This is a genomic window from Actinophytocola sp. NPDC049390, from assembly GCF_044466355.1.
In the GTDB taxonomy this organism is placed as follows: Bacteria; Actinomycetota; Actinomycetes; order Mycobacteriales; family Pseudonocardiaceae; genus Actinophytocola.
The window spans coordinates 79,973-102,046 of record NZ_JBITMQ010000016.1; the positions used below are offsets into that span (position 1 = coordinate 79,973).

Below are 22,074 nucleotides of genomic sequence, written 5' to 3' on the forward strand. Positions count from 1 at the left end.
CGACGACGAGGAGGCTGACATGCCCACCCAGTACGAGACGACACCCGCCGACATCGCGGTGATCGGCATGGCGTGCCGGCTGCCGGGCGCGGACGACCCCGACCAGTACTGGCGCAACCTGCGCGAGGGCGTCGAGTCGATCACGTTCTTCACCGACGACGAGCTCCGCGCGCGGGGCGTCGCGCCGGACCTGCTGGCGAACCCGAAGTACGTCAAGGCGGCCGGGGTGTTCCGCGACGGGGAGGGATTCGACGCGTCCTTCTTCGGCTACAACGCGCGCGAGGCCGAGATCATGGACCCGCAGCACCGCCACTTCCTCGAGGTGTCCTACCACGCGCTCGAGGACGCCGGGTACGACCCGGCCCGCTACGACGGCCGGATCGGGGTCTACGGCGGGTGCACGATGAACACCTACCTGCCGATGAACATCATCCCGAACGGCCGGATCGTCGACGTGATGAGCGACCTGCACATCATGCTCGGCGGCGACAAGGAGTACCTCCCGGCGCGGGTGTCCTACAAGCTCGACCTGACCGGGCCCAGCATCGCCGTGCAGACCGCGTGTTCCAGCTCCCTGACCGCCATCCACATGGCGTGCCAGGCGATCCTCAACGACGAGTGCGACATGGCGCTGGCGGGCGGCTCGTCGGTCCGGATGCCGTTCGGCGCGGGCTACCTGCACGTGCCGGGCGGCACGTCGTCGCCGGACGGGCACTGCCGGGCGTTCGACGCGGGCTCCGCGGGCAGCGTCGTGGGCAACGGCGCCGGGGTCGTCATGCTCAAGCACCTGTCGGAGGCGCTCGCCGACGGCGACCACGTGTACGCCGTCATCAAGGGCACGTCGATCAACAACGACGGGTCGAACAAGGTCAGCTTCACCGCGCCGAGCGTGCACGGACAGGCGAAGGCGATGGCGAGCGCCCTGCTCGCCGCGGAGCTGACCGCGGACGACATCGGGTACGTGGAGGCGCACGGCACCGGCACCCCGCTCGGTGACCCGATCGAGGTGACCGCGATGACGCAGGCGTTCCGCGAGACCAGCGACGCCGTCGGCACGTGCGCCCTCGGGTCCGTGAAGCCGAACATCGGGCACCTGGACGCCGGTGCGGGCGTGGCGAGCTTCATCAAGGCCACACAGGCCCTGCGGCACGGCATGATCCCGCCGACGCTGCACTTCCGCGAGCCCAACCCCCAGCTCGGACTGGAGGACAGCCCGTTCTTCGTCAACAACGAGCTGATCGACTGGCCGGGACCGGAACCGCGCCGGGCCGGCGTGAACTCGATCGGGATGGGCGGCAGCAACGCCCACGTGATCATCGAACAGCCGCCGGACCAGCCGGAGGGCGACCCGGCACCGGGCAGCCAGCTCCTGCTGCTGTCCGCCCACACCGCGACGGCCCTGGAGACCATGAGCCAGAACCTGGTGCGGTGGCTCGCCGCCAACCCGGGCGCCGAGTTCGCCGACGTCGCCTACACGCTGCAGGTGGGCCGCAGGCAGCTCCGCCACCGCAGGGCGGTCGCCGTCCGCGACCCGGAGGACGCGAGCTACGCGCTCGGCACCTCCGGATCGTCCCGGGTCGCGACCCGCCGCACCGACGCGGTCGCCGGGGTCGCGCTGCTGTTCCAGGGACAGGGCGCGCAGCACCCGGGCATGGCGGCACACCTGTACGAGGCGTTCCCCGTCTACCGGGACGCCGTCGAGGAGTGCCTGACGGCGTGTCCGATCGGCGACGAGCTACGCGACCTGCTGGTCACGGCCGCCCCCGGCGACGCGGGCGCCGCGGAACGGCTGCGCGACACGGCGATCACCCAGCCCGCCATGTTCGTGGTCGAGTACGCCGCGGCCGCCCTGCTGCGCGGCCTGGGCGTCGAGCCCGTCGCGATGCTCGGCCACAGCCTCGGCGAGTACGTGGCCGCGGTCGTCGCCGGTGTGCTCAGTGTCAAGGACGGGATCCGGGTGGTCACCGAGCGGGCCCGCCTCATGGCCGCTCTGCCCGCGGGCGGCATGGTGTCGGTCCCGCTGTCACCGGAGGCGGTCGCGCCGTACCTCACCGACGGCGTCGACCTCGCCGCGGTCAACGGTCCCGCGCTGGTGACGCTGTCCGGTCCGTCGGAGGCGCTCGACCCGGTGGTCGAGCGGCTCGAGTCGGACGGGGTCCGGGTGCGCAGGCTCGCGGTCTCGCACGCGTTCCACTCCGCGATGATGGACGCCGTGCTCGACGAGTACCGCGCGGTGCTCGACACGGTCGAGCTGTCGGCGCCCACGGCGCGGTTCGTCTCCAACGTCACCGGTGACTGGGTGACCGAGGCCGAAGCCACCGACCCCGACTACTGGGTGCGGCACCTGCGGGAGCCCGTGCGGTTCGCCGACGGCTGCGCCACCCTCGCCGCGGTCGAGGACCTCGTGGTGCTCGACGTCGGTCCGGGCACCGCCCTGCTGTCGATGCTGGAACTGGCGACCGCGAGGACGTGGGTGGCGGCCGCGTCCCTGCAGGCCGACCCGCGCAAGCGCGGCGACGGGGTGCGCACGTTCCTGCAGGCGGTCGGCACCGCGTGGACCGCGGGCGTGGACGTGGACTTCGCCGCGCTGTGGCGTCATTCCCGGCGGCGCAGGCTGTCGTTGCCGGTCTACCCCTTCGAGCACCGGCGCTACTGGCTGGACCCGGTTCCGCTCGCGCCGCCCGTCCAGCAGCCGGCGCCCGTGCCGGTGCCCGTTGCCGTCCCGGCGCCGGTGGTCACGCCCACCCCCGCACCCGCGCCGGTGCGGGAACAGCCTGCCCCGACGCCGTCGTCCCGGTACCCGCGGCCCGACGTCAGCGTGCCCTACTCGCCGCCGAGGACGGACGTCGAGCGCGTCGTCACCGGCGAGATGGCCGAGATCCTCGGGTTCGACCGGGTGGGTGTGCACGACAACTTCTTCGAGTTCGACGCCGACTCGCTGATGGCGCTCCAGCTCGTCGCACGGCTGCGGGACCACTACGGGATCGAGCTGCCGGTCACGAAGGTCTTCGACAACCCGAGCGCCGCGCACCTGAGCGCGGTGGTGACCGAGGAGATCGAACAACTCGGCGGCGCCGCCCAGGCTTCCCCCGCGACTCCTCCGGTGGCAGCCGACTCCACTGTGGACGAATCCACTGTGGACGACTTCCTCCGTGACGTCGACCCCGCCGAGCTGACCCGGCTGCTCGACGAGATCGAGGGGGAGCGGAAATGATCGTCTGCGGGTTGAAACTGACGCACGACGGCGCCGTCGCCGTCGTGGAGGACGGCAGGCTCGTGTTCAGCGTCGAGATCGAGAAGCTCGACAACGGGTTGCGCTACAGCCAGGTCGAGGACATGGCCGTGGTGCGGCGGATCCTCGCCGACTTCGGTTACCGGCCGGGCGACGTGGACGAATGGGTGATCGACGGCTGGGACGGCAGGGAGACCGGTTCGGTGTCCGTCACCGACGACGGGGTGCCCGACACCCTCACGGTCGCGCCGTACCGCGAGAACGACACGATCACCGACCTGTTGCGCCCCGGCCGGACCGGCGAGTTCCGGCTCGACGGCACCACGTTGCCGTTCACCAGCTACGTGCACGTCGCCGGGCACCTCGCCAGCGCCTACTGCACGGCTCCGTTCGCGGGCGAGCCGTCGTTCGTGTTGATCTGGGACGGCGGGCTGTTCCCCCGCCTCTACCACGTGGACCCGGCGGAAGGCGTGACGAACGGCGGCGAACTGTTCCCGTTGATCGGGCACGCCTACGCGTCCGCGGCACACCACTTCGGCCCGTTCCGGCGCGCCGACGAGGCGAAGACCGTCGACGACCTGTCGGTCGCGGGCAAGCTGATGGCCTACATCGCGATGGGCAGCCCCAAACAGGACGTGGTCGCGGTGCTTCGCGAGCTGTTCGAGAAGCACTTCGAGGCCGACACGCCGCGCGTCGCCCGCTACCGGGCGGAAATCGCGGGAGTGGGCAGCAACGCCGAACCGTCACTGTCCTATGTGCACGCGTTCTTCCGGGAACTGCGGGCCCGCGTCGACGCGCCGGACGTCGACGTCCTCGCGAGCGTCCACCAGTTCCTGGAGGATCTGCTGGTCGAGCGCGCCACCGCCGCGGTGCGGAGGTGGCGTGGCGACGGCCCGTGGAACCTGTGCTTCGTCGGCGGCTGCGCGCTCAACATCAAGTGGAACAGCGCGCTGCGTGCGCAGCCGGAGTTCCGCGCGGTGTGGGTGCCGCCGTTCCCGAACGACTCCGGCTCGGCCATCGGTGCCGCGTGCGCCCACCTTGCCGCGCGGGACGGCCTCACCCCGCTGACCTGGCACCCCCGGCAGGGGCCCGTGATGGGGCCGGCCACGCCCCCGGCGGGCTGGCGGACCACCCCCTGCACCCCCGAGGAACTCGCCGGCGTCCTGCACCGCACCGGCGATCCGGTCGTACTCCTCAACGGGCGGGCGGAGCTGGGGCCGAGGGCACTCGGTGGGCGCAGCATCATCGCACCCGCGGTCGACCCGTCGATGAAGGACCTGCTGAACGAGGTCAAGGGCCGGGAACCCTACCGCCCGGTGGCGCCCATCTGCCTCACCGAGCACGCACCCGAGATCTTCGAGCCGGGCGTGCCCGATCCGCACATGTTGTTCGACCACCACGTGCGCGACGACTGGAAGGGCCGCATCCCCGCGGTGTTGCACCTCGACGGCACCGCACGGCTGCAGACCGTCTGCGCCGACGACGACCCGACGCTGACGAGGGTGCTGCGCGAGTACCACCGGCTCAGCGGTATTCCCGTGCTGTGCAACACGAGCGCGAACCACAACGGCCGCGGCTTCTTCCCGGACGTCGCCTCGGCCGCCGACTGGGGCCGCGTCGACCGGATCTGGAGCGACGGCGTGTTGTACGAGAAGGGAACGGCCTGATGTCGGTGACCCGCGACCTGTACGAGGCCTACCCGTACCCGTCCCCGGATCCGTCGGGTCCGCTGATCCACGACACGGCGTTCGGGGTCGCGTGCCTGCTCGAGGATGACCGGCTGGACGGCTGGGAGGTGCTCGACCTCGGTTGCGGCACCGGGCATCGGCTGGTCCCGCTCGCGCTGCAGTACCCGCACGCACGGTTCACCGGCTTCGACGCGAGCGAGCAGTCGCTGGCCGTGGCCAGGAAACTCGCCGAACTGCACGGCGTGACCAACGTCGAGTTCCTGCACGGCAGCGTGCCGGACGCCGACGTGGGCACCACGTTCGACCTCGTCGTGTCGACCGGTGTGCTGCACCATCTGCCCGACCCACGTGCGGGGCTCGCGTGGGCGGCCGACCACCTCGTCGACGACGGGTTGCTGTACCTGTGGTTCTACGGCGCCCTGGGCGAGCACAACCGCATGCTCGAACGGGAGCTCGTGCACCTGCTCGCGGAGAGCCCCGGGGGGCGACCCGATCTGCACACGGTCCACGCACTCGGGCTGCGCCTGTCCCGCACCCGCTACGGCCCGACCGCGGACGGCGGCGGGTCGGCGCTTGTCCAGTCCGTTGTGGACGCGGACGCCTACCTCAACCCGGTCGTCACCCCGGTGACCTTCGCCGAGGTGTTCGACCTGTGCGCCGGCCAGGCCCTCGACTGGGTCGCCGCGTTCGGGGTCAACCTCGAGCAGGACAGCAAACTGATCGACTTCGGCGCCCGCGACCCCAACCGCCACCTCACGATCCGCGGCGACGACCTGTTCGACGACCCGGACCTCCGCCGCCGCTACGAGGCTCTGTCACCCCTCGACCGCGTGCGGGTGCTGGAACTGTGCCTTCGGCCCACGGGGATCACCGTCGTGGCGGGCCGAGGCGATTCCGTGGCGGACTGCGCCCCTCGCGTGGCGGCGAACATCCTCGGCACACCGTGACAGCGCGGCGCAACTGCTTCGTGAACCGGCCGCTAGTTGTTGCGGGTCATGGGCCTGCCACAGGGTCCACCTCGACTTCACAAAGTCGGCCAGATCCTCGATGGTGGCAAGCCAAGCGATCGGTCCGCGGCGTCAACCGGATCGTCACCGACAACGGCGCCTGCGGCCCACGGGGGATCACGTCGTGGCGGGCCGAGGCGATCCGTGGCGGACTGCGCCCTCGCGTGGCCGCGAACGTCCTCGGCACGCCGTGACGGTGCGGCGCAACTGCTTCGTGAACCGGCCGCTAGCGGCAGAACACCGTCATCCCGATGGACACCACCGCCGCTGCGGGCGGGTCTTGTTCGTACGGGTTCAGTGACAGCACCAACGACCTGCCCTCCCCGTCGGTCAACGCGAAGGTGAGGTAGCCGATCAGTTGGCCGGTGTGCCCCCACACAGCCTTGGGCCCGTCGGCGCAGGGGAGGGTGAACTCCTGCAGCCCCAAGCCGTAGCGGAACAGGGGATCGGCCGCTGTCGTCTCTCGCATCTCCGCCAGGCTTGCCCGGCTCGTCAGTCGCCCGTCGAGCAGGGCCGTGACGAACGTGGTCAGGTCCCGGGTAGTGGAGATCATCTCACCGGCCGCCCAGTCGAGGGACGGGTCCATCTCCGTGGCGTCCACGATCGTCGGAGGGTTCGTCGGCAGTGGTTCGTAGCCGCGGGCGTGCGGCGTGGGCACGGACGCTCGGTGGCCGGGCACGCTGGTGTCATCGAGGCCGAGCGGGCGCAGGATCCGGCGCTTCACCTCCTCGCCGTACGGTTGGCCGGTCAGCTTCTCGACCAGTAACCCGGCCACGACGTAGTTGGTGTTCGAGTAGCGCCAGGGCATGGCGGGGTCGTCGTCCTGGTCCGCGGTGAACGCGACCTCCAGCAGTTCATGGGGCGTGTAGTCGTCGAAGCGGGCGTCGCCGCGCCAACGGTTGGTGGAGTAGCCCGGTTCGCTCATGTAGTCGTGCAGGAGGCTCGTGTGCTGCAGGATCTGCCGGACGGTGATGTGCTCGCCGGCGGGTACGACACCCGGTAGGTATCGCTCGACCGGCTCGTCCACGCCAGCACTCCCTCGTCGACCAACTGCAGAAGCACTGTGGCCACAAAGGTCTTGGTGACGCTGCCGATCCGGAAGTGTCCCTTCGGGTCGGCCGGTTTCCCCGTGGCCAGGTCGCTCACGCCCACCGCGTCCGACCACTGGTGCGTACCGTCCTGGACGTGGATCAGCCCGGCGGTGACATGCCGGTCGGTCACAAGACCGGTCAGCTGGTTACGCAACTCCACCGCCGGTATGTCCGATGTGGACGGAACGGTGCCGGGGCCGACGGCGAGGGTGACAGACAGGATCGTGTTCAGGAACATGCCCACGACGCTATGCCGGGTCGGCTCGGGCGGACCTTGCTGAGCTCCGCAGAATCGAACTGTGGAACACCACACCGTTCTTGTGTGGAGAACCGCATTGACTCGGTGCCGCGCCCGAGGCTGTCATCGGCGTGTAGGCGCATCGGGGTGGGTACTCCTGGAGGATGAAGGCGACGCTGAGGTTGGGACGGATCGCCGGGGTCGTGGTCGGCCTGCACTGGAGCGTGCTGGGCATCGTGGTGCTGCTGCTCGTGTCCCTGCTGGCGCGGCTGCCGGTGGACTTCCCCGCCTATGGGACCACCGCCTACGTGGTGGCCGCGGTGCTGACGGTGGTGTTGTTCGTGCTGTCGCTGCTGGCGCACGAACTGGCGCACGCGGTGGTGGCGCGGCGCAACCGGGTCGAGGTCGACGGCATCACGCTGTGGTTGCTCGGCGGGGCGGCGCGGCTGCGCGGGGACGCGCCGAGCCCGGGCGCGGAGTTCCGCATCGCCGTCGTGGGACCGTTGGCCAGTCTGCTCGTCGCCGGGTTGTTCGTGGTCATGACGTGGCTGACGGCCTGGTTCGACGGCGGGTTGATGTGGGTGCAGGTGCTGCTGTACCTGGCGGCGGTCAACGCGGTGCTCGCGGTGTTCAACCTGGTGCCCGCGGCGCCGTTGGACGGTGGCCGGGTGCTGCGGGCGGTGCTGTGGGCGTGGCGAGGGGACCGGGTCAGGGCGACGGTGTGGGCGGCCCGCGCGGGACGTGTGTTCGGGTTCCTGTTGGTGGCGGGCGGTGTCCTCGCCGCCGTGCGCGGCTTCTCGAGCGGGCTGTGGTGGGTTCTGCTCGGCCTGTTCGTGGTGACCATGGCCGGCGCCGAGGAGCAGCGGGCACGCGCCGGCACGACACTGGGCGGGCTGCGGGTGCGGGACGTGATGACACCCGACCCGGACACCGCGCCGGGCGACCGCGGCGTGGCCGAGTTCCTCGTCGACACCGCTCTGGCGCGCCGCCACTCCGCCTATCCGCTGCTCGACGACACCGGCCGGATCGCCGGGCTGGTCACCCTCAACCGGCTCAGGGCGGTACCGCCGGACCGCCGTTCGACCACCGTGCTGCGGCAGACCGCGTGCCCACCGGGAGCGGTGCCCACGGCCGCGCCGGACGAACCCCTGACCGCGCTGCTGCCGCGGCTGGGTGGCGGCGCCGACGGACGCGCGCTGGTACTCGACGGCGAACGGCTCGTCGGCATCGTCACACCCAGCGACATCACCCGTGCCGTCGCACTCCGTGGCCTGGACGTCGAGCCCGGCGCCGCGGGCGCGGACCCCGGTCACGCCGACAGGTCATGACCACGGACGCCGTTGCGGCGACGGGAGCCGGTGGTGCTGGTCAGTTGCCGTCGTCGTCCTTGTCCTCCTTCTTCTTGTGCTTCTCGTCCTTGTCCTCGTCGTCCTTCTTCCCCTTGTCGCCGCCCCGCACCACCGTGGTTGAGAGAACCTCGTCGGAGTTGATCAGGGCGGTGCCGTCGTCGACCAGCAGGCCGTGCCGGTGAGTTTCGTGGATCTGGCCGCGGCTCTCGGCGGTGTAGGTGATCTCGGCGACGACGGTGTCACCCTCGACGGTGGGTGTGCCGACGAGCCGGAGGTCCTTGGCGTCCTTCCACTGTTCCTCGAACCGTTCCTGGCCCTGGTCGCGGAGCGCGGGACCGAGCAGGTGCCACGCCTGGTCCGGGTCGTCGGCCAGCCGGGTGTAGTAGTCGGTGACCGTCCGGCGGAGCAGCGCCGGATCGGCCGAGGGCGACGGCGTGGTCGTCGTGGCCGGAGTCGTGGACGCGGGTGCCGCCCTGTCGGGCTCGGCGTCCCCGCCGGCCGACAGCGCGACGACCAGCAGGACGAACAGGCCGACGGCGAGCGCGGCGATCGCCGCGAAACCCGTTCGTCGCCGCGACCGTGCCCGCGCCGCGGGCGGCGGGGGCACGGCCCGGTACTGGGTCATCGGGTGCAGGTCCAGCCGCGTGGGTGCAGGGCTTCGCGCCGCGGCGGGCGACGGTGCGGGCTCGTGCCCGGCCAAGGTGGCCGCGACGTGGCTCATGGTGGGGCGTGCCGCGGGGTCGTCGTGCAGCATGGCCATGATCGGGGCCGCCAGGGCACCGGCCCGTCGTGGTGGTGGGGCTCCTCCGGCGGCGACCCGGTGGAGCTGGGCGACGGGGTTGTCGGCGGTGCCGAACGGCGGCGTGCCCTCGATCGCGGTGTAGAGGGTGGCGCCGAGGGAGAACACGTCCGCGGCCGGTGTCGACGGTTCGCCGCGCGCGGTCTCCGGGGCGAGGAACGCGGGCGTGCCCGCCAGCAGACCGGTTCCGGTGACGGTGACGTCCCCGCTGCTGCGCGCCAACCCGAAGTCGGTGATCTTGGCGCTGCCCGCGGCCTCGTCGTTGTCGTTGTCGCTGTCGGTGGTCAGCAGGATGTTCGCGGGCTTGACGTCGCGGTGCACGATGCCCGCCGCGTGCGCGGTGGCCAGCGCACCCGCGATCTGGGCACCGATCCGGGACACGTCCTCGGGCGGGAGGGCGCCACGCTCGGTGAGCACGTCGGCGAGGCTGCGCGACGGCACGTACTCCATGACCAGGACCGGCTGGTCCTGGTCATCGGTGGCCACGTCGTAGACCGCGACCGCGTGCGGATGCGTCAACCCGGCGGCGGCCCGGGCCTCACGGAAGACCCGCTGCCGTGCCCGGGACGTCTCGTCGGCGGTGGCCGCCACGGCGGCACGTAGCTGTTTGACGGCCACGACGCGGCCGAGCCGCACATCGAACGCCCGCCACACCGTGCCCATCGCGCCCTCGCCGACCGGAGACCCCAACCGGTAACGGCCCGCGACGACACGACCTTCCCGCCAGATGCTGTCCAAGCCACTCCGTCCGCCGCGTGTCCCTCGTGTTTGGCGTCCGCACGTCACGCACCGTCACACTCGGTCAGACGACGGCGGCCTCGGCCGTCAGGTAGGCGCCGAGCCGGTCGGCGAGGTCATCGTGGGCGCCGACCGTGCGGAAGCCGGGTGGCTGGAGCTGTCCGGGCCGGGCACCCGCGGCCGTGTCGGCCACGAACCGGTGCACGACATCGGGTGCCGGGAGCACGTCCTCGCCGAGGTAGGCCACCACCACGGGCTCATCGCTGGGCTCGGTCTCCGCGGCGATCAACCAGCCGTCCTGCTCGCCCCAGACCAGGAGCAGGTCCCGGTCCGGGAACTCCGGACAGCGGTGCCGAAGCGGCAGGTAGGCGGTGGCGGGAGGGCGGCTGTCGGCCCAGACCGCGTCCGGCGTCATGCGCATGACGCCGGCGACGGCACTGACATACTCTGCCAGTGCACGCCCTGGCAGCTCGGCATGTTTCGCGCACATCAAAGGGTGACTACCCGCTGGTGGGCGGGCTAAACATCGGACATTACCTCGCCCTGGTCGGGCGATGACCGGCCGCGCCTACCGTCGTCGAATGGCGACTTCCGGCGCGGGATCGGCCCGGTCTTGACTGAGAACGGCCTCTTCCCGGACCTCACGGCACGCTTCGCCGCCGACGACGTGGTGTTCCTGCGGCGGGCACGGCTCCGGGCGGAACGCGCGCGGCCGTACGCCGGGTTGACGGTCCTGCACAACGTGCCGCTCACCGCCGAGACGATGTGCAAGATCGAGGTGCTCGCGGTGGGCGGGGCCGACCTCGTGGTCACCAACCCGAGTTTCACGAGTCCCGATCCGCGCTGCGTCGAGGCGCTGGGCGCCGCCGGTGTCGAGTTCCGGGACTCCTACCGGTTCCCCGAGGAGTTCGACGTGGTGCTGGACTGCGGCGGTGAGCTGCAGCCGTGGGTGGCACCGCGGATGGGCGTCGGCGAACTCACCGGCACCGGCACCCGGCGTTACCGCGCCGCGTGTCCCGACTATCCGGTCATCGCGGTCGACGAGAGCCGGGTGAAGGATCTCGAGGCGTTGCTGGGCACCGGGCGCGCCTTCGTGCACGCGTTCCGGCGGCTGGTGCCGGAGCCGGTCGACGGGCGGCCGTTCCTGGTCCTCGGATACGGCAAGGTCGGCAGGGGGATCGTCCGTGCCCTCGGTCCCCACACCGATCGCATCGGGGTGGTGGACGTCGACCCCGGGGCGGTGGCGGCCGCCGCGGCGGCCGGTTGCGAGGCCATGCTCGCCGAGGAGCGCGACCGGGTGGCCGCCTGGGCACGGCAGGCCTTCGCGGTCGTCACCGCGACCGGGGTACCGGGGGTGGTGACCGCGGGCTACGACCCCGCCGCCTTCCTCGGCGCCCACCTCGCGAACATGGGCGGAGAGGACGAGTTCGGCGACGCGTTCGCGGCCGAGGACGTCCTGTGCGGCAAACGGCCGGTCAACTTCTCGGCGAGCGACCCGGGGCTGGTGCGGTACCTGGACCCCGTCTTCCACGCCCACAACCTGGTGGTCGACCTGCTCTCCTGCGCGCGGCCCCGGCCCGGGGTCCAGCCGTTCCCGGACTTCCTCGCCGACGAGATCGTCGACGGCTGGCAGCGCGCGTTCGGCGAGCGCGTGGACACCGAACCCGACCGGAGGAGACCTGCTTGACGACGACCGAGAGCGGCCGGGTGGACGACGAACTCCGCCGCTGCGCGTCCCGGTACCTCGCCTCGTCCGGCCGGTCCGAACGCGACAGCCCGCGGTTCGCGTCGGTGACCGACGACCTGGGCATGCTCGTCGCCGACCAGTTCACGGTCATGCGTCACGAACCGGACCATCCGCTGGTCGCGGCGTCCTACCGGCAGTACATCCGGGAGATCACCGAACAGTACGAGTTCGCCGTCGCCGCGCTGGGGTTGCGCATCGAGCCGTGGCCACACCAGAACGAGCCCTACCGCGACAGCCGCCACATGATCGAGGACGTCCGGCGGCACCGGCACCTGTACGTCCTGGCCACGCACGCCAGGTGGGGCGAGGCGGGCGCCGAGCACGCCGATCACCCGGTGCTCGCACGCACGGGCATCGTGGTCGCCGGCGTCGAACTGCTCGCCAACGACCTGTTCCGAGTGGTGCACGACGTGTTCGGGCACGCCGTGCACGGCCACCAGTTCGGGCCGATCGGCGAGGAGAAGGCGTGGTTGGCGCACTATGGCATGTTCTCGCCGCTGGCGCGTCCCGCGCTCACCGCCGAGACCCGCGGTCAGACCTGCTGGATGTACTTCGGCCCGCACCTGCGCACCGCGTCCGGAACGCTCGTCGGCAAGGACGAACCGGGCTGGGTGCCTGTGCCGCGGCGCCCGTTCGCCGAACAGAAGGCCGGTCTGCTGCCCGCCGACGTGAGCGGTGTGCGCCTCGTCCACGACCGCGGCACCGGGCGCACGCGTGCACAGCCGCTGCGCGACTGGCGGCCGGACACCTGTCTCGCGCTGCGCACCAGCCGCATTCCGGCCCACGTCACCGTCGACCTCGCCGAGGCCTACCGGACCACCACGTTCCGCGTGATCGCTCCGGCGGGACCGATCGACGTCCGCATCGGGCAGCCCAGTCCGGACCTGGATCCGTTGCTGTGCCGCGAAGGTGTCCATTGCTGGGCGTTCCTCACCGCGTGGAGTCCCGGTGGCCGCGTGCTGCCCGCCGAGGAGAACCGGCGACGCCACCGCGCGCTCCAGCACCGGCTCCGCGCCACCGGGGTGCCGGTGCTGCCGGGCGTCGGCATCGGCACGGACCCGGACTGGCCGGCCGAGGACAGCCTGCTCGCCGTGGGACTGGACCGGTGTACCGCGTCGCGCATCGGCGCCGAGTTCGGCCAGGACGCCATCGTGGTCGGCGATCGCGACACGTCGCCGGAGTTGCTGTGGTGCGTACCGGAGCGCCGTCAGGCCGGCTGACCGCGCTGCTCGTCGGCGACGGCCCGCACACCGCGCAGGACGAGGTCGAGGACCGTGTCCGACTCGGCGCGCGCGGCGTGGGGGTCGGCGGCGCGGGCGATGTAGAGCGCTGAGCCGTAGAGGCCGCCCAGCGCGACGTGTGCCAACGGGTCGAGCGCGACACCTGGCAGGGTGCCGCCGTCCATCAGCACGCTCAGCACGGTCCGCAACATCGGGAGCTCGACGCCCTCGATGCCGCCCTCCCACGCGTCGGCGGCCAGCACGGTCACGCTGTCGATGATCACGACCCGCCGAAACGCGGGCTGCAGGCAGGCGTCGAGGAACGCGGACAGACCCGCGCGCACCGCCGCCCACGGATCGGGTTCGGCCAGCGCCGCGGCCAGCGCGGCCTCGGCGGTCTCGGTGAGCACGACGTCGTACACCGCCTTGAACAGCGCGTCCTTGCCGCTGAAGTGGTGGTAGAGCGCGCCCTTCGCGAGACCGGCTCGCTGCACGATGTCGTCGATCGCGGTCGCCGCGTAGCCCTGCTCGACGAATCGCTCCCGGGCGATCGTCACCAGCAGGTCCCGGGTCGCCTCCGCCTGCCGTTCCCGATGTCGCTTGACACTCACCGGGCAAGCTTAGAGACTGACCGAAGGTCGGTGACCGACCGTCGGTCGGTGAAGGGGTAGGGGATGAGGACACTTCCGCCCGGGCAACGTCGCGTCGACGGGTTCCCGAGGTTCGGCACACACCTGCACCGGCCGCCGCCCGCCGTGCCCGAGGACCCCGTGATCGCGGTTGACGGAGCGCTGCGAACCTCGTCCGAGGTGCGGCTCGCGGAGCTGTCCCGGCTGCCCCGGAGCGAGATCGTCGCCGACTTCCACTGCGTCGCCGGCTGGACCGCGACCGACCTGCGTTGGGAAGGGGTGCGGTTCGCCGACTTCTACCGCCGGTTCGTCGAACCCGCGCTGGCGCCCGGGACCACCGTCACCCACCTGGTGTTCGAGGGCCTGGACGGCGTGGTGTCCGTCGTCGAGCCGCGCGACGCGCTCGCCGAGGACGTCCTGCTGGCCGACACGCTGAACGGACGCCCCCTCGACGGCGACCACGGCGCGCCGATCCGGCTGGTCAGCCCGGCGCAGTACGGGTACGTGAACATCAAGCACCTCCGCGGGATCGAGGTGTGCACGGAGCTGCCCACACACCGCATCGGCGCCGGCGTCCTCGACCGGTTGATGGAGGCGCATCCGCGGGCACGCGTCTGGCACGAGGAACGCCACGGGCGCGTCAGTGGTCGCCTGATCCGGCCGTTCTACCGCGCCTTCATCCGCCCGATCCGCTACCTGTGCGCGAAAGGTGGCCAGTGATCCGACAGGATCGACCCTGATCGACCCTGATCGACCGGCGTGGTGAGCGGGGAGGGCGGATGACGCATCGTTGGCGGGGCTGGTGCCTGCTCCGCCCCGGGCTCCTCCTCTACGGCGGCACCATCGGCACCAACCAGCTCCACGCCCACCACGCGGTCCACCTGATCGTCGCCGAGGAGCCGTTCACCATGGCCGACGCCCGCGGCCGGCGGCTGACCACCCGGGTCGCGGTCATCCCGCCCGACACGCCGCACACGCTGGTCACGGGAGCACACGGCGCCGTCCTGGCTCAGGTCGAACCCAGCAGCGCGCCCGGCCGCGCCCTGCTGGCCCGTTCCGGCGCGGCGACCGGCGCGCAGACCTGGGGGCCGCCGTTTCCCGCCCGCCCACACGAGAGCCCGGTTGCGCCGTTCACGTTCGCCAGGCCCGCGAACGGTCACGCGGCGGCCGCCGCCGCACTGACGGTCGTCGAGGACTGGGCAGGCCACGACCGCGACGCGCGGCCGGACGTCCACCCGGCCGTCGCGCGGGCGGTGGCCGTGATCCCCGCGCTCCTGGCCGGCGGGCAGGTACGTCTTGACGCGGTCGCCGCCGCGGTCCACCTGTCACCGAGCCGGCTGGCGCACCTGTTCAGCGCACACGTGGGGATCCCGCTTCGGCCCTACGTGCGCTGGCAGCGGCTGCAGCACGCGATCCGGCTGGTGGCCGACGGGCAGACGTTGACGACCGCCGCCCACAGCGCCGGGTTCACCGACGGGCCGCACTTCACCCGGGTCTTCCGGCGCAACTTCGGCACCGCGCCCTCGACGCTGGCCGCCGCCATCGACTGGGTGCCGTGAATCGGCACGTTCGTACAAGCACGTCACGGCGGCGGCACAACATCCTTGGGAGGTGCTCAACCTGTCGATCGTCCTCGAAGACAGCGCCCGCGCCGTCCCCGACCGCACCGCCCTCGTCTACGGAGACCTGCGCCTGCCCTACGCCGTGGTGGACTCCGTCGCGAACCAGATGGCCAACCTCCTCGTGGCGCGCGGGATCGGCAGTGGCGACAAGGTCGCGCTGCTGTGCCCGAACGTGCCGTACTTCCCGTTCGTCTACTTCGGGATCCTCAAGGCGGGCGCCACGGTGGTGCCGCTCAACGTGCTGCTGCGGCCGCGTGAGATCGAGTACCACCTCGCCGACAGCGACACCACGGCGTTCTTCTGCTTCGAGGGCACGCCGGAGGTGCCCATGGGTGCCCGGGGCCGGGCGGGCTTCGACGCCGTCGCGGGCTGCGAGCACTTCTTCGTCCTGCCCGCCACCCCGCTGGCGACCGAGTCGGAGCACGGCGAGTCGTTCTGGGCGGCGCTTTCGGGGCTGCCGGGGGAGTTCGAGACGGTGCGGACCGGGCCGGACGACACGGCGGCCATCCTCTACACCTCCGGCACCACCGGCCGGCCCAAGGGCGCCGAGCTGACCCACGCGAACATGCTGATCAACGCTCTGGTCAGCGACGAGATGTTCCCGGCCGACCCCGAGGGCGACGTCTCACTCGCCGTGCTGCCGCTCTTCCACTCGTTCGGCCAGACCTCGGTCATGAACGTGAGCCTGCGTCGCCGCGCCACCCTCGTCCTGATGCCGCGCTTCGAGCCAGGCGAGGCGTTGGCGCTCATGCGCCGCGAGGAGGTGACGATGTTCGCCGGGGTGCCCACGATGTACTGGGCGATGCTGTCGAAGATCCACGCCGAGGGCGCCGAGGTGCCCACGACGCTGCGGCTGGCCGTGTCGGGCGCGGCCGCCTGCCCGGTCGAGGTGCTCAAGGACTTCGAGTCGCTCTTCGGCATCCCGATCCTGGAGGGTTACGGCCTGTCGGAGACCTCACCCGCGGTCTGCTTCAACCAGCTCGGCAGGCCGACGAAACCCGGCACGATCGGCTTTCCGCTCTGGGGCGTGGAGATGCGTCTGGTGGACCGCGACGGGAACACCGTCGAGGGCGAGGGGCCCGGCGAGATCGCGGTCCGCGGGCACAACGTCATGAAGGGCTACCACGGCAGGCCCGAGGACACCGAGGAGGTCCTGCGGGACGGGTGGTTCCACACCGGCGACCTCGCCACCCGCGACGAGGACGGCTACTACGCCATCGTCGACCGCACCAAGGACATGATCATCCGGGGTGGCTTCAACATCTACCCGCGTGAGCTGGAGGAGGTGCTGATGACCCACCCCGCGGTCTCGCTGGTGGCGGTGGTCGGCGTGCCCCACGACTCGCACGGCGAGGAGGTCAAGGCGTACGTCATCCCCGCCCCCGGCACCACGGTGACCGAGGACGAGCTCGTCGCCTGGTGCAGGGAGAACATGGCGGCCTACAAGTACCCGCGGATCGTCGAGCTGCGTGACACGCTGCCGATGACGGCGACCGGCAAGATCCTCAAACGCGAGCTGCGCTAGTGGCTCGTCGTGAGGCGGAGCACCACGTCGGGCGGGAGCCACGGCTTGTTCGGCACGGGATGCGGTTCTTCGACCACCCCGTCAGTGGCCGCGTCCGCGGCCACGCGGCGCCAGAACGCGGCGGCGCCGGGGTTCTCCTCCTGGAAGGCGATCATCCAGCGCCCGGGGAGCTGGGCCAGCACCATGGCGGCTGCTCGACGGCCGACACCGTGGCGTCGTAGCCCACGCACGACGAAGAACTCCCGAATGTCCCTGTCCGAGTCGTCGTCGGCCGGGCCGACCAGGACGAACCCGGCCAGGTCATCTCCGCGCCAGAGCAGGAAACCCGACCTGCCCGGCTCCGCCCCGAGGAAGGACGGCATGTCGAACTCCTTGAAGGTGCCGTCGGCGCGCGGCGGCACTTCGCGGTACTCGCTGAGGTCGTGCCAGTAAAGTTGCCACAGCCTGGACATCACCGGTCCGTGCGCGGCGGTGAGTACCTCGAGCGCGAGCGTGTCGCGCGATGCGTTCTTGTCCACCACGCACTGTCACATCAACTTCTACGCGGTTGCAACCGGGGTCCGAAATTTCGGAGTGCCCGCCGATGTTGTCCGCAGCGCTCGCGGTCCGGTGTCATCGCGGTAGGGCCTTCGTCCGTGGAGGACGGGGCTCTCCCTGCGACACAAGGAGTTCGTCCGTGAGTTCACGAAGCAGAGCTGGTGCGTTGTTCGCCGCCGTGGTGGTCGCCTGCGCGTCGGTCGCCGCCGTGCCCGCCGCGCACGCCGAGGGCAGACATGTCGTGACGGCCACCGACCTGTCCCGCGCGCAGCGGCCGCTGGTCGAGGCAGCGGAGACGCTGCGGTCCGCGATCGGCGGCGCCCCGGGGTACGCGGGAATCGTCCTGGGGGACCGGGAGGTCACCCTGTGGTGGAAGGGAGCGGTGCCCAAGGCCGTCGCGACGGTGGTGACCCGCGTGTCCCGTGACGTCCCCGTGCGCGTGGCGGCCGCCGCGCACTCCGAGGCCGAGATCGCCGCCGCCGCCCGCGAGGTCCAGGCGTGGCTGGACGCGAACCCGGGGACCGGGATCCACGGTGTGAAGAGCCCCGGCGACGGCAGCGGGCTCGTGCTCGCGGCCCACCCGGGCGTGGCCACACGCGCCGCCGACGTCGCGACGTTGCGCGCGGCGGCGGGCGTACCGCTCACGGTCCTGCACGAGGAGCCGATGACCGACGTGTCACGGCAGGACGACTCCCCGCCGTGGTGGGGCGGTGCGCGCACGTGGAACCAGACGGCGAGCACCCTGTGCACGTCCGGCTTCGGCGTGCGGGACGCGGCGAACCAGCGGTACATCCTCACCGCCGAGCACTGCGGTCAGGTCGGGAGCAGGATCGCCGACGGCACGGGGGAGCTCATCGGCTTCACCAGCCGAGGGCACGACGACCACGACATCGGGCTCATCCCGGCCGCGAGCGAGAACGTCATCTACATCGGCGGCGGCGACAGCAACACCGGCGTCCGGGTGACGGGGTGGGGGCACGTGTTCGTCGGGCAGTACCTCTGCCAGTCGGGTGTCACCAGCGCGGAGGCGACCGGTGGGCCGGTGTGCAACCTGCGGGTCATCTTCTTCTGGCAGGACCGCGAGGACCTCGTCGAGGCCGAGCAGACCCAGGGGCAGACAGCCGCGCGAGGTGGTGACAGCGGCGGTTCCGTGTACTCCAGCGCCTCCGGCGGGGTGGTCGCGAACGGCACGGTGACGCGGTCGGCCGGGGCCCGGCTGGGCTTCCAGGACTTCGCCACCGCGAACCGCGATTTCGGGGTCACCATCCCGTGACCGCGACCTGCCGGCCGGGCGTGCGCGGTGCCCGGCCGGCAGGCGCCCGCGCGGGCCGCATGTGCTTGCGGTGGCCGGTAAAATCGACGGCACCGCCAACGGCGGCGGTCGACACCGCACGGGGAACTCAGGCACGCGATGGAACAGCGGCGGCCCGGCGCGCACCTCTACACGGAGCCCTTCCACGTCGCGCTGCGCGTGGCCATCCGGGAACGTGGCCTGACACTGGACCGGTTGCGGTCCCACCTCGCCCGCCGCGGTATCTCGGTCGGGGTGTCGAGCCTCAGCAACTGGCAGACCGGGCAGTCACGCCCGGACACCGCGGCGTCGTTGCGTGCCGTGCGGGCGCTGGAAGAGGTCCTCGGGCTGCCGCCGGAGTCCCTCATCGGCCTGCTGCCCGCGGCGAACCGCGCGTCCCGTGCCGGAGTCGCCGACATCGCGCCGATCACGGACCTGCTCGACGCGGTTCCCGGGGCGCGGGAACGCGGTGTGGAGCTGGTCAGTGTCCAGCACAAGGTCGTCGTCGACGCGCAGCGGCGCACCTCCTCGGTGTGGACGCGGACGGCGGTCCGCGCCGTGCGGCACGGGGTCGACCGCTATGTCGCCCGGTACTACGGCAACCCCGGGTGCGTTCCCCAGTTGGTGCGTCCGCGTTCGCTCGGCAACTGCCTGCTCGGCCGGTTCGTGCCCCATCCCAGCGCACCGGCCCTGGTCTACGAACTGCTCTTCGGCCACGTCCTGGACGTGGGGGAGACCTGGGTGTTCGAGTGCGACCTGGTCGACCCGACGGCCGGGGTCTCCAGCGAGTTCGCCCACGGTTTCCGGTATCCGGCCGAGCAGTACGTGCTGGAGGTGCGGTTCCACCCCTCGGCGCGGCCCGTGGCCTGTCACTCCTTCGCGCAGCGCGACCTGAGCGACGAGCGCCACCCCACCGGCAGGCTCGCGCTCAGTCCACACGACACCGTGCACCTGGTCGCGTCGGCCGTCAGCTCGGGGGTGCTCGGCATCCAGTGGGAGTGGTAGTGCCGGGGCGCCCCGTCACGCACCTCGTCCTGGCGCGGGCGCGCCTGACGCGCGTGGTCCCGACAGGCTCGTGACCGCGACGACGTCGTCCGCGGGGGCACGGCCCTCGGCCGTGGCCAGGACCTGCCGGTACAGCTGGAGGTACCGCCGCGCCATGACCCGGGGCGTGAACCTCCTGGCGGCTTCGCGAGCGCAGGCCGTCGGGTCGATGGCGCCTGCCGCGAGGAGGTGCGCGGCGAGCCGGTCCTCGTCGCCGGGGTCGGCGAGCAGGCCGGTGCGGCCGTGGTCGACGAGCTCGGGCAGGCAACCGCGCCGGTAACCGATGACGGGGCAGGCGAGGGCGAGCGACTCGATCATCGCGGTGCCGCCCGGTTCGTCCCACTCGATGGGGAACAGGGCCGCTCGCGCGGTGCCGAGGAGCAGGGCCCGCTCCGCGTCGCAGAGGCTGCCCGGCCAGGTCACCCGCCTGCCGTCGACGTGGGCGGAGATCTCGTCGAGGAAGTACCGCACGTCCGGGTGCGTCCCGGCGTCCGCGTTCGCACGCAGTGCCGTGTCCAGCTCGGCCCGGTTCCGGTAGGGCCCGACGGGACCGGCGAGCACCAGCGGTGCCCCGGCCTGGGCGGCGACCCGGATCGCCACGTGCTGACCCTTGCACGGGGTGATCCTGCCGAGCACCACCACGTGGTCCTCCTTGTGCGGCACGGGTCTGCCCGCCGCGCCGTCGGCGAGCGGGGTGGCCAGGTGCACGTGTCCGACGCTGCGTGCCCGCAGGCGCGCGGGTGCCGAGGCGAGCTGGGCGCGGGAGACGCCGTTGACGCGCAGGTGCGGGCCGCCGTCGAGCGCGGTGTAGAAGTCGGCGTGCCGCCGGGGATCCCAGTGCAGGGTGTGCAGTGCCGGTATGTCGGTGCCCGCGAGTGTGCTCGGCCCGACCACCTCGACGTGGTCGTGCACGAGGTCGACGTCGTCGCGGCGCCGCAGCTCGGTGAGCACCCGCTGCTGGTGCGCGTGGGCGAGCCCCGACACGCGGTTGTACGGCTCGAGCAGGTGTTCGAACTGGCCGTGGGGGAAGTGCGTGATCCGCTCGTCGGCGGGGAGGGTGCTGTCACCGACCGTGGCGAGCACCACCCGCACGCCCATCCCGCGCAGCGCGGTCGTGAGCGTCGCGACGACGTTCTCGATGCCGCCGTAGCCGTTGGGCGGGACCGGCAGCCAGGGGCCCGCGTTCATGAGAACGGTGAGGCTCATCGCCGGGCCTCCGTCACGGTCGTCAGCGGTGGTCGTTCCTCCGGCCGCACGCGGGTCAGCACCAGCCTGCGGCCGAGTTCTGGCAGGTCCAGGCCGTCGTCACGCCGGTCGTCCTCGTCGGTGTCCGTGCCGAGGAACTGGGCGAGCGTGGTCGACGGCGGGGTCGCGCCCGTCAGCCGGCCCGCCGTCTCCAGCCTGCTGAGCACGGTGAGCAGGATCTGCGCGGACATGCGCCCGAGGCGGTGGTTGGGCTGGTGGCGGTGCAGGCGGACACCGAGGTCCACCTGGCCGAGCGCGTCGAGACCCCGGCCGTGGAGCAGGTCGATCAGGTGACCGACCTCGACACCGTAGTCGGCGACGAACGGCACCCGGGTGAGCACGTCGCGACGTCCCGCGTACTCACCGGCCAGCGGCTGGACGAAACCGGAGAGCTCCGGCCAGTAGAGGTCGAGCAGGGGACGTGCCACCAGTTCGGTCACCCGGCCCCCGCCGTCGCGGTCCACGCCGCCGCCGTCGGCGAGCGGACGCTGGTAGAACCCCTTCACGTAGCCGACGCCGGGTTCGGTGAGCAGCGGGCCGAGCAGCCCGGTGACGAACTGTGCGGAGAAGTCCCGCAGGTCCCCGTCGACGAACGCGACGATGTCGCCGGTGCTGGCCGCGAGGCCCTTCCACAGCGCGTCGCCCTTGCCGGACATGGGGCCCAGCTCGGGGAGGACGTCGTCCTGCGCCACCACGGTGGCACCGGCCGCCGCCGCGGTGGCCGCGGTGGTGTCGGTGGACCGGGAGTCCACCACGATCAGCTCGTCGACCAGCGGAACGGCCGACATCAGGCACCGGCACACGGTGGCGACGATGTGGCCGATCGTGCGTTCCTCGTTCTGCGCGGGAATCACCACGCTGACCCGCTGTCCGTCCTTGTGCGACAGCAGCGCGTCCGCACTCCACCGGTCGCGGTGCCAGCTGCGGCGGGGCAGCCAGTCCGCGACCGCGCGGTGCAGTACGGGCCTGTCAGTCACGACGGGAGAACTTCCCCGTCCACGCCCGTCAAACCGTCCAACGTGTTCTGTTTTGGGTCCCTTCGGTGTGGCAACTCCTTCTCGAAGGGGCCTGA

At 71.8% G+C, this 22,074-nt stretch carries 17 protein-coding genes and 1 pseudogene; 11 read left to right on the top strand and 7 right to left on the bottom strand.

Features of this window, described 5'->3' with window-relative positions:
* Positions 1–19: 19 nt before the first annotated feature.
* The 3 genes from ACIBVP_RS36240 to ACIBVP_RS36250 are packed head-to-tail and all read left to right on the top strand — an operon-like array spanning position 20 to position 5,867.
* The gene (locus tag ACIBVP_RS36240) at positions 20–3,214 is read left to right on the top strand and encodes a type I polyketide synthase (RefSeq protein WP_396110987.1); all 3,195 of its coding nucleotides are present in this window, start codon (positions 20–22) and stop codon (positions 3,212–3,214) included.
* Positions 3,215–3,225: 11 nt separating this feature from the next.
* A complete protein-coding gene (locus ACIBVP_RS36245; RefSeq protein WP_396110988.1) occupies positions 3,226–4,899 on the top strand; it encodes a carbamoyltransferase N-terminal domain-containing protein in 1,674 nt (557 codons plus the stop codon).
* The gene (locus ACIBVP_RS36250; RefSeq protein ID WP_396110989.1) at positions 4,899–5,867 is read left to right on the top strand and encodes a class I SAM-dependent methyltransferase; all 969 of its coding nucleotides are present in this window, start codon (positions 4,899–4,901) and stop codon (positions 5,865–5,867) included. Before ACIBVP_RS36245 ends, ACIBVP_RS36250 begins: the two co-directional genes overlap by 1 nt.
* A 286-nt stretch (positions 5,868–6,153) precedes the next feature.
* Here ACIBVP_RS36250 and ACIBVP_RS36255 read toward each other — a convergent pair.
* A pseudogene (locus ACIBVP_RS36255) lies at positions 6,154–7,256 on the bottom strand (serine hydrolase domain-containing protein).
* A 164-nt stretch (positions 7,257–7,420) separates the two neighbouring features.
* Between ACIBVP_RS36255 and ACIBVP_RS36260 the strand changes: the two are divergent.
* Positions 7,421–8,584 carry a site-2 protease family protein gene (locus tag ACIBVP_RS36260; RefSeq protein WP_396110990.1) on the top strand — a complete coding sequence of 388 codons (1,164 nt, stop codon included), beginning with the start codon at positions 7,421–7,423 and terminating at the stop codon, positions 8,582–8,584.
* 40 nt (positions 8,585–8,624) lie between these two features.
* On the opposite strand, the gene ACIBVP_RS36265 is transcribed toward ACIBVP_RS36260, so the two are convergent.
* Together ACIBVP_RS36265 and ACIBVP_RS36270 are read right to left on the bottom strand one after the other, a co-directional pair.
* On the bottom strand, positions 8,625–10,142 hold the full coding sequence (locus ACIBVP_RS36265; RefSeq protein WP_396110991.1) for a serine/threonine-protein kinase: 1,518 nt from the start codon (positions 10,140–10,142) through the stop codon (positions 8,625–8,627).
* Between the two features lie 64 nt (positions 10,143–10,206).
* Positions 10,207–10,632, bottom strand: coding sequence for a DUF6292 family protein (locus ACIBVP_RS36270; RefSeq protein ID WP_396110992.1), 426 nt, complete (start codon positions 10,630–10,632; stop codon positions 10,207–10,209).
* 123 nt (positions 10,633–10,755) lie between these two features.
* On the opposite strand from ACIBVP_RS36270, the gene ACIBVP_RS36275 reads away from it, so the two are divergent.
* Both ACIBVP_RS36275 and ACIBVP_RS36280 read left to right on the top strand, forming a co-directional pair.
* Positions 10,756–11,829 carry a hypothetical protein gene (locus ACIBVP_RS36275; RefSeq protein ID WP_396110993.1) on the top strand — a complete coding sequence of 358 codons (1,074 nt, stop codon included), beginning with the start codon at positions 10,756–10,758 and terminating at the stop codon, positions 11,827–11,829.
* Positions 11,826–13,109 carry a DUF3293 domain-containing protein gene (locus ACIBVP_RS36280; RefSeq protein WP_396110994.1) on the top strand — a complete coding sequence of 428 codons (1,284 nt, stop codon included), beginning with the start codon at positions 11,826–11,828 and terminating at the stop codon, positions 13,107–13,109. Before ACIBVP_RS36275 ends, ACIBVP_RS36280 begins: the two co-directional genes overlap by 4 nt.
* On the opposite strand, the gene ACIBVP_RS36285 is transcribed toward ACIBVP_RS36280, so the two are convergent.
* The gene (locus tag ACIBVP_RS36285) at positions 13,097–13,720 is read right to left on the bottom strand and encodes a TetR/AcrR family transcriptional regulator (RefSeq protein WP_396110995.1); all 624 of its coding nucleotides are present in this window, start codon (positions 13,718–13,720) and stop codon (positions 13,097–13,099) included. The genes ACIBVP_RS36280 and ACIBVP_RS36285 overlap by 13 nt on opposite strands.
* A gap of 63 nt (positions 13,721–13,783) precedes the next feature.
* Here ACIBVP_RS36285 and ACIBVP_RS36290 point away from each other — a divergent pair, with 63 nt between their 5' ends.
* From ACIBVP_RS36290 to ACIBVP_RS36300, 3 genes are read left to right on the top strand one after another with little or no spacing between them, the layout of a single operon-like run.
* Positions 13,784–14,458: a molybdopterin-dependent oxidoreductase gene (locus ACIBVP_RS36290; protein WP_396110996.1), complete on the top strand. Its 675-nt coding sequence runs from the start codon at positions 13,784–13,786 to the stop codon at positions 14,456–14,458.
* Between the two features lie 59 nt (positions 14,459–14,517).
* Positions 14,518–15,297, top strand: a complete 780-nt coding sequence (locus ACIBVP_RS36295) for a helix-turn-helix transcriptional regulator (protein ID WP_396110997.1) — start codon at positions 14,518–14,520, stop codon at positions 15,295–15,297.
* 52 nt (positions 15,298–15,349) lie between these two features.
* Entirely contained in the window at positions 15,350–16,885 is a 1,536-nt protein-coding gene (locus tag ACIBVP_RS36300) for a long-chain fatty acid--CoA ligase (protein WP_396110998.1), read from the top strand.
* Here ACIBVP_RS36300 and ACIBVP_RS36305 read toward each other — a convergent pair.
* Positions 16,882–17,406 (bottom strand): GNAT family N-acetyltransferase, encoded by a 525-nt coding sequence (locus tag ACIBVP_RS36305; protein ID WP_396110999.1) that lies wholly within the window; start codon positions 17,404–17,406, stop codon positions 16,882–16,884. The genes ACIBVP_RS36300 and ACIBVP_RS36305 overlap by 4 nt on opposite strands.
* A 155-nt stretch (positions 17,407–17,561) precedes the next feature.
* Between ACIBVP_RS36305 and ACIBVP_RS36310 the strand changes: the two genes are divergently transcribed.
* Both ACIBVP_RS36310 and ACIBVP_RS36315 read left to right on the top strand, forming a co-directional pair.
* A complete protein-coding gene (locus ACIBVP_RS36310; protein WP_396111000.1) occupies positions 17,562–18,695 on the top strand; it encodes a hypothetical protein in 1,134 nt (377 codons plus the stop codon).
* 138 nt (positions 18,696–18,833) lie between these two features.
* Positions 18,834–19,718 (top strand): helix-turn-helix domain-containing protein, encoded by an 885-nt coding sequence (locus tag ACIBVP_RS36315; RefSeq protein WP_396111001.1) that lies wholly within the window; start codon positions 18,834–18,836, stop codon positions 19,716–19,718.
* A 15-nt stretch (positions 19,719–19,733) separates the two neighbouring features.
* Here ACIBVP_RS36315 and ACIBVP_RS36320 read toward each other — a convergent pair whose 3' ends face one another.
* Both ACIBVP_RS36320 and ACIBVP_RS36325 read right to left on the bottom strand, forming a co-directional pair.
* Positions 19,734–20,963 carry a glycosyltransferase gene (locus ACIBVP_RS36320; RefSeq protein ID WP_396111002.1) on the bottom strand — a complete coding sequence of 410 codons (1,230 nt, stop codon included), beginning with the start codon at positions 20,961–20,963 and terminating at the stop codon, positions 19,734–19,736.
* The gene (locus ACIBVP_RS36325) at positions 20,960–21,979 is read right to left on the bottom strand and encodes a glucosyl-3-phosphoglycerate synthase (RefSeq protein WP_396111003.1); all 1,020 of its coding nucleotides are present in this window, start codon (positions 21,977–21,979) and stop codon (positions 20,960–20,962) included. The genes ACIBVP_RS36320 and ACIBVP_RS36325 overlap by 4 nt, the downstream gene beginning before the upstream one ends.
* Between the last annotated feature and the right edge of the window lie 95 nt (positions 21,980–22,074).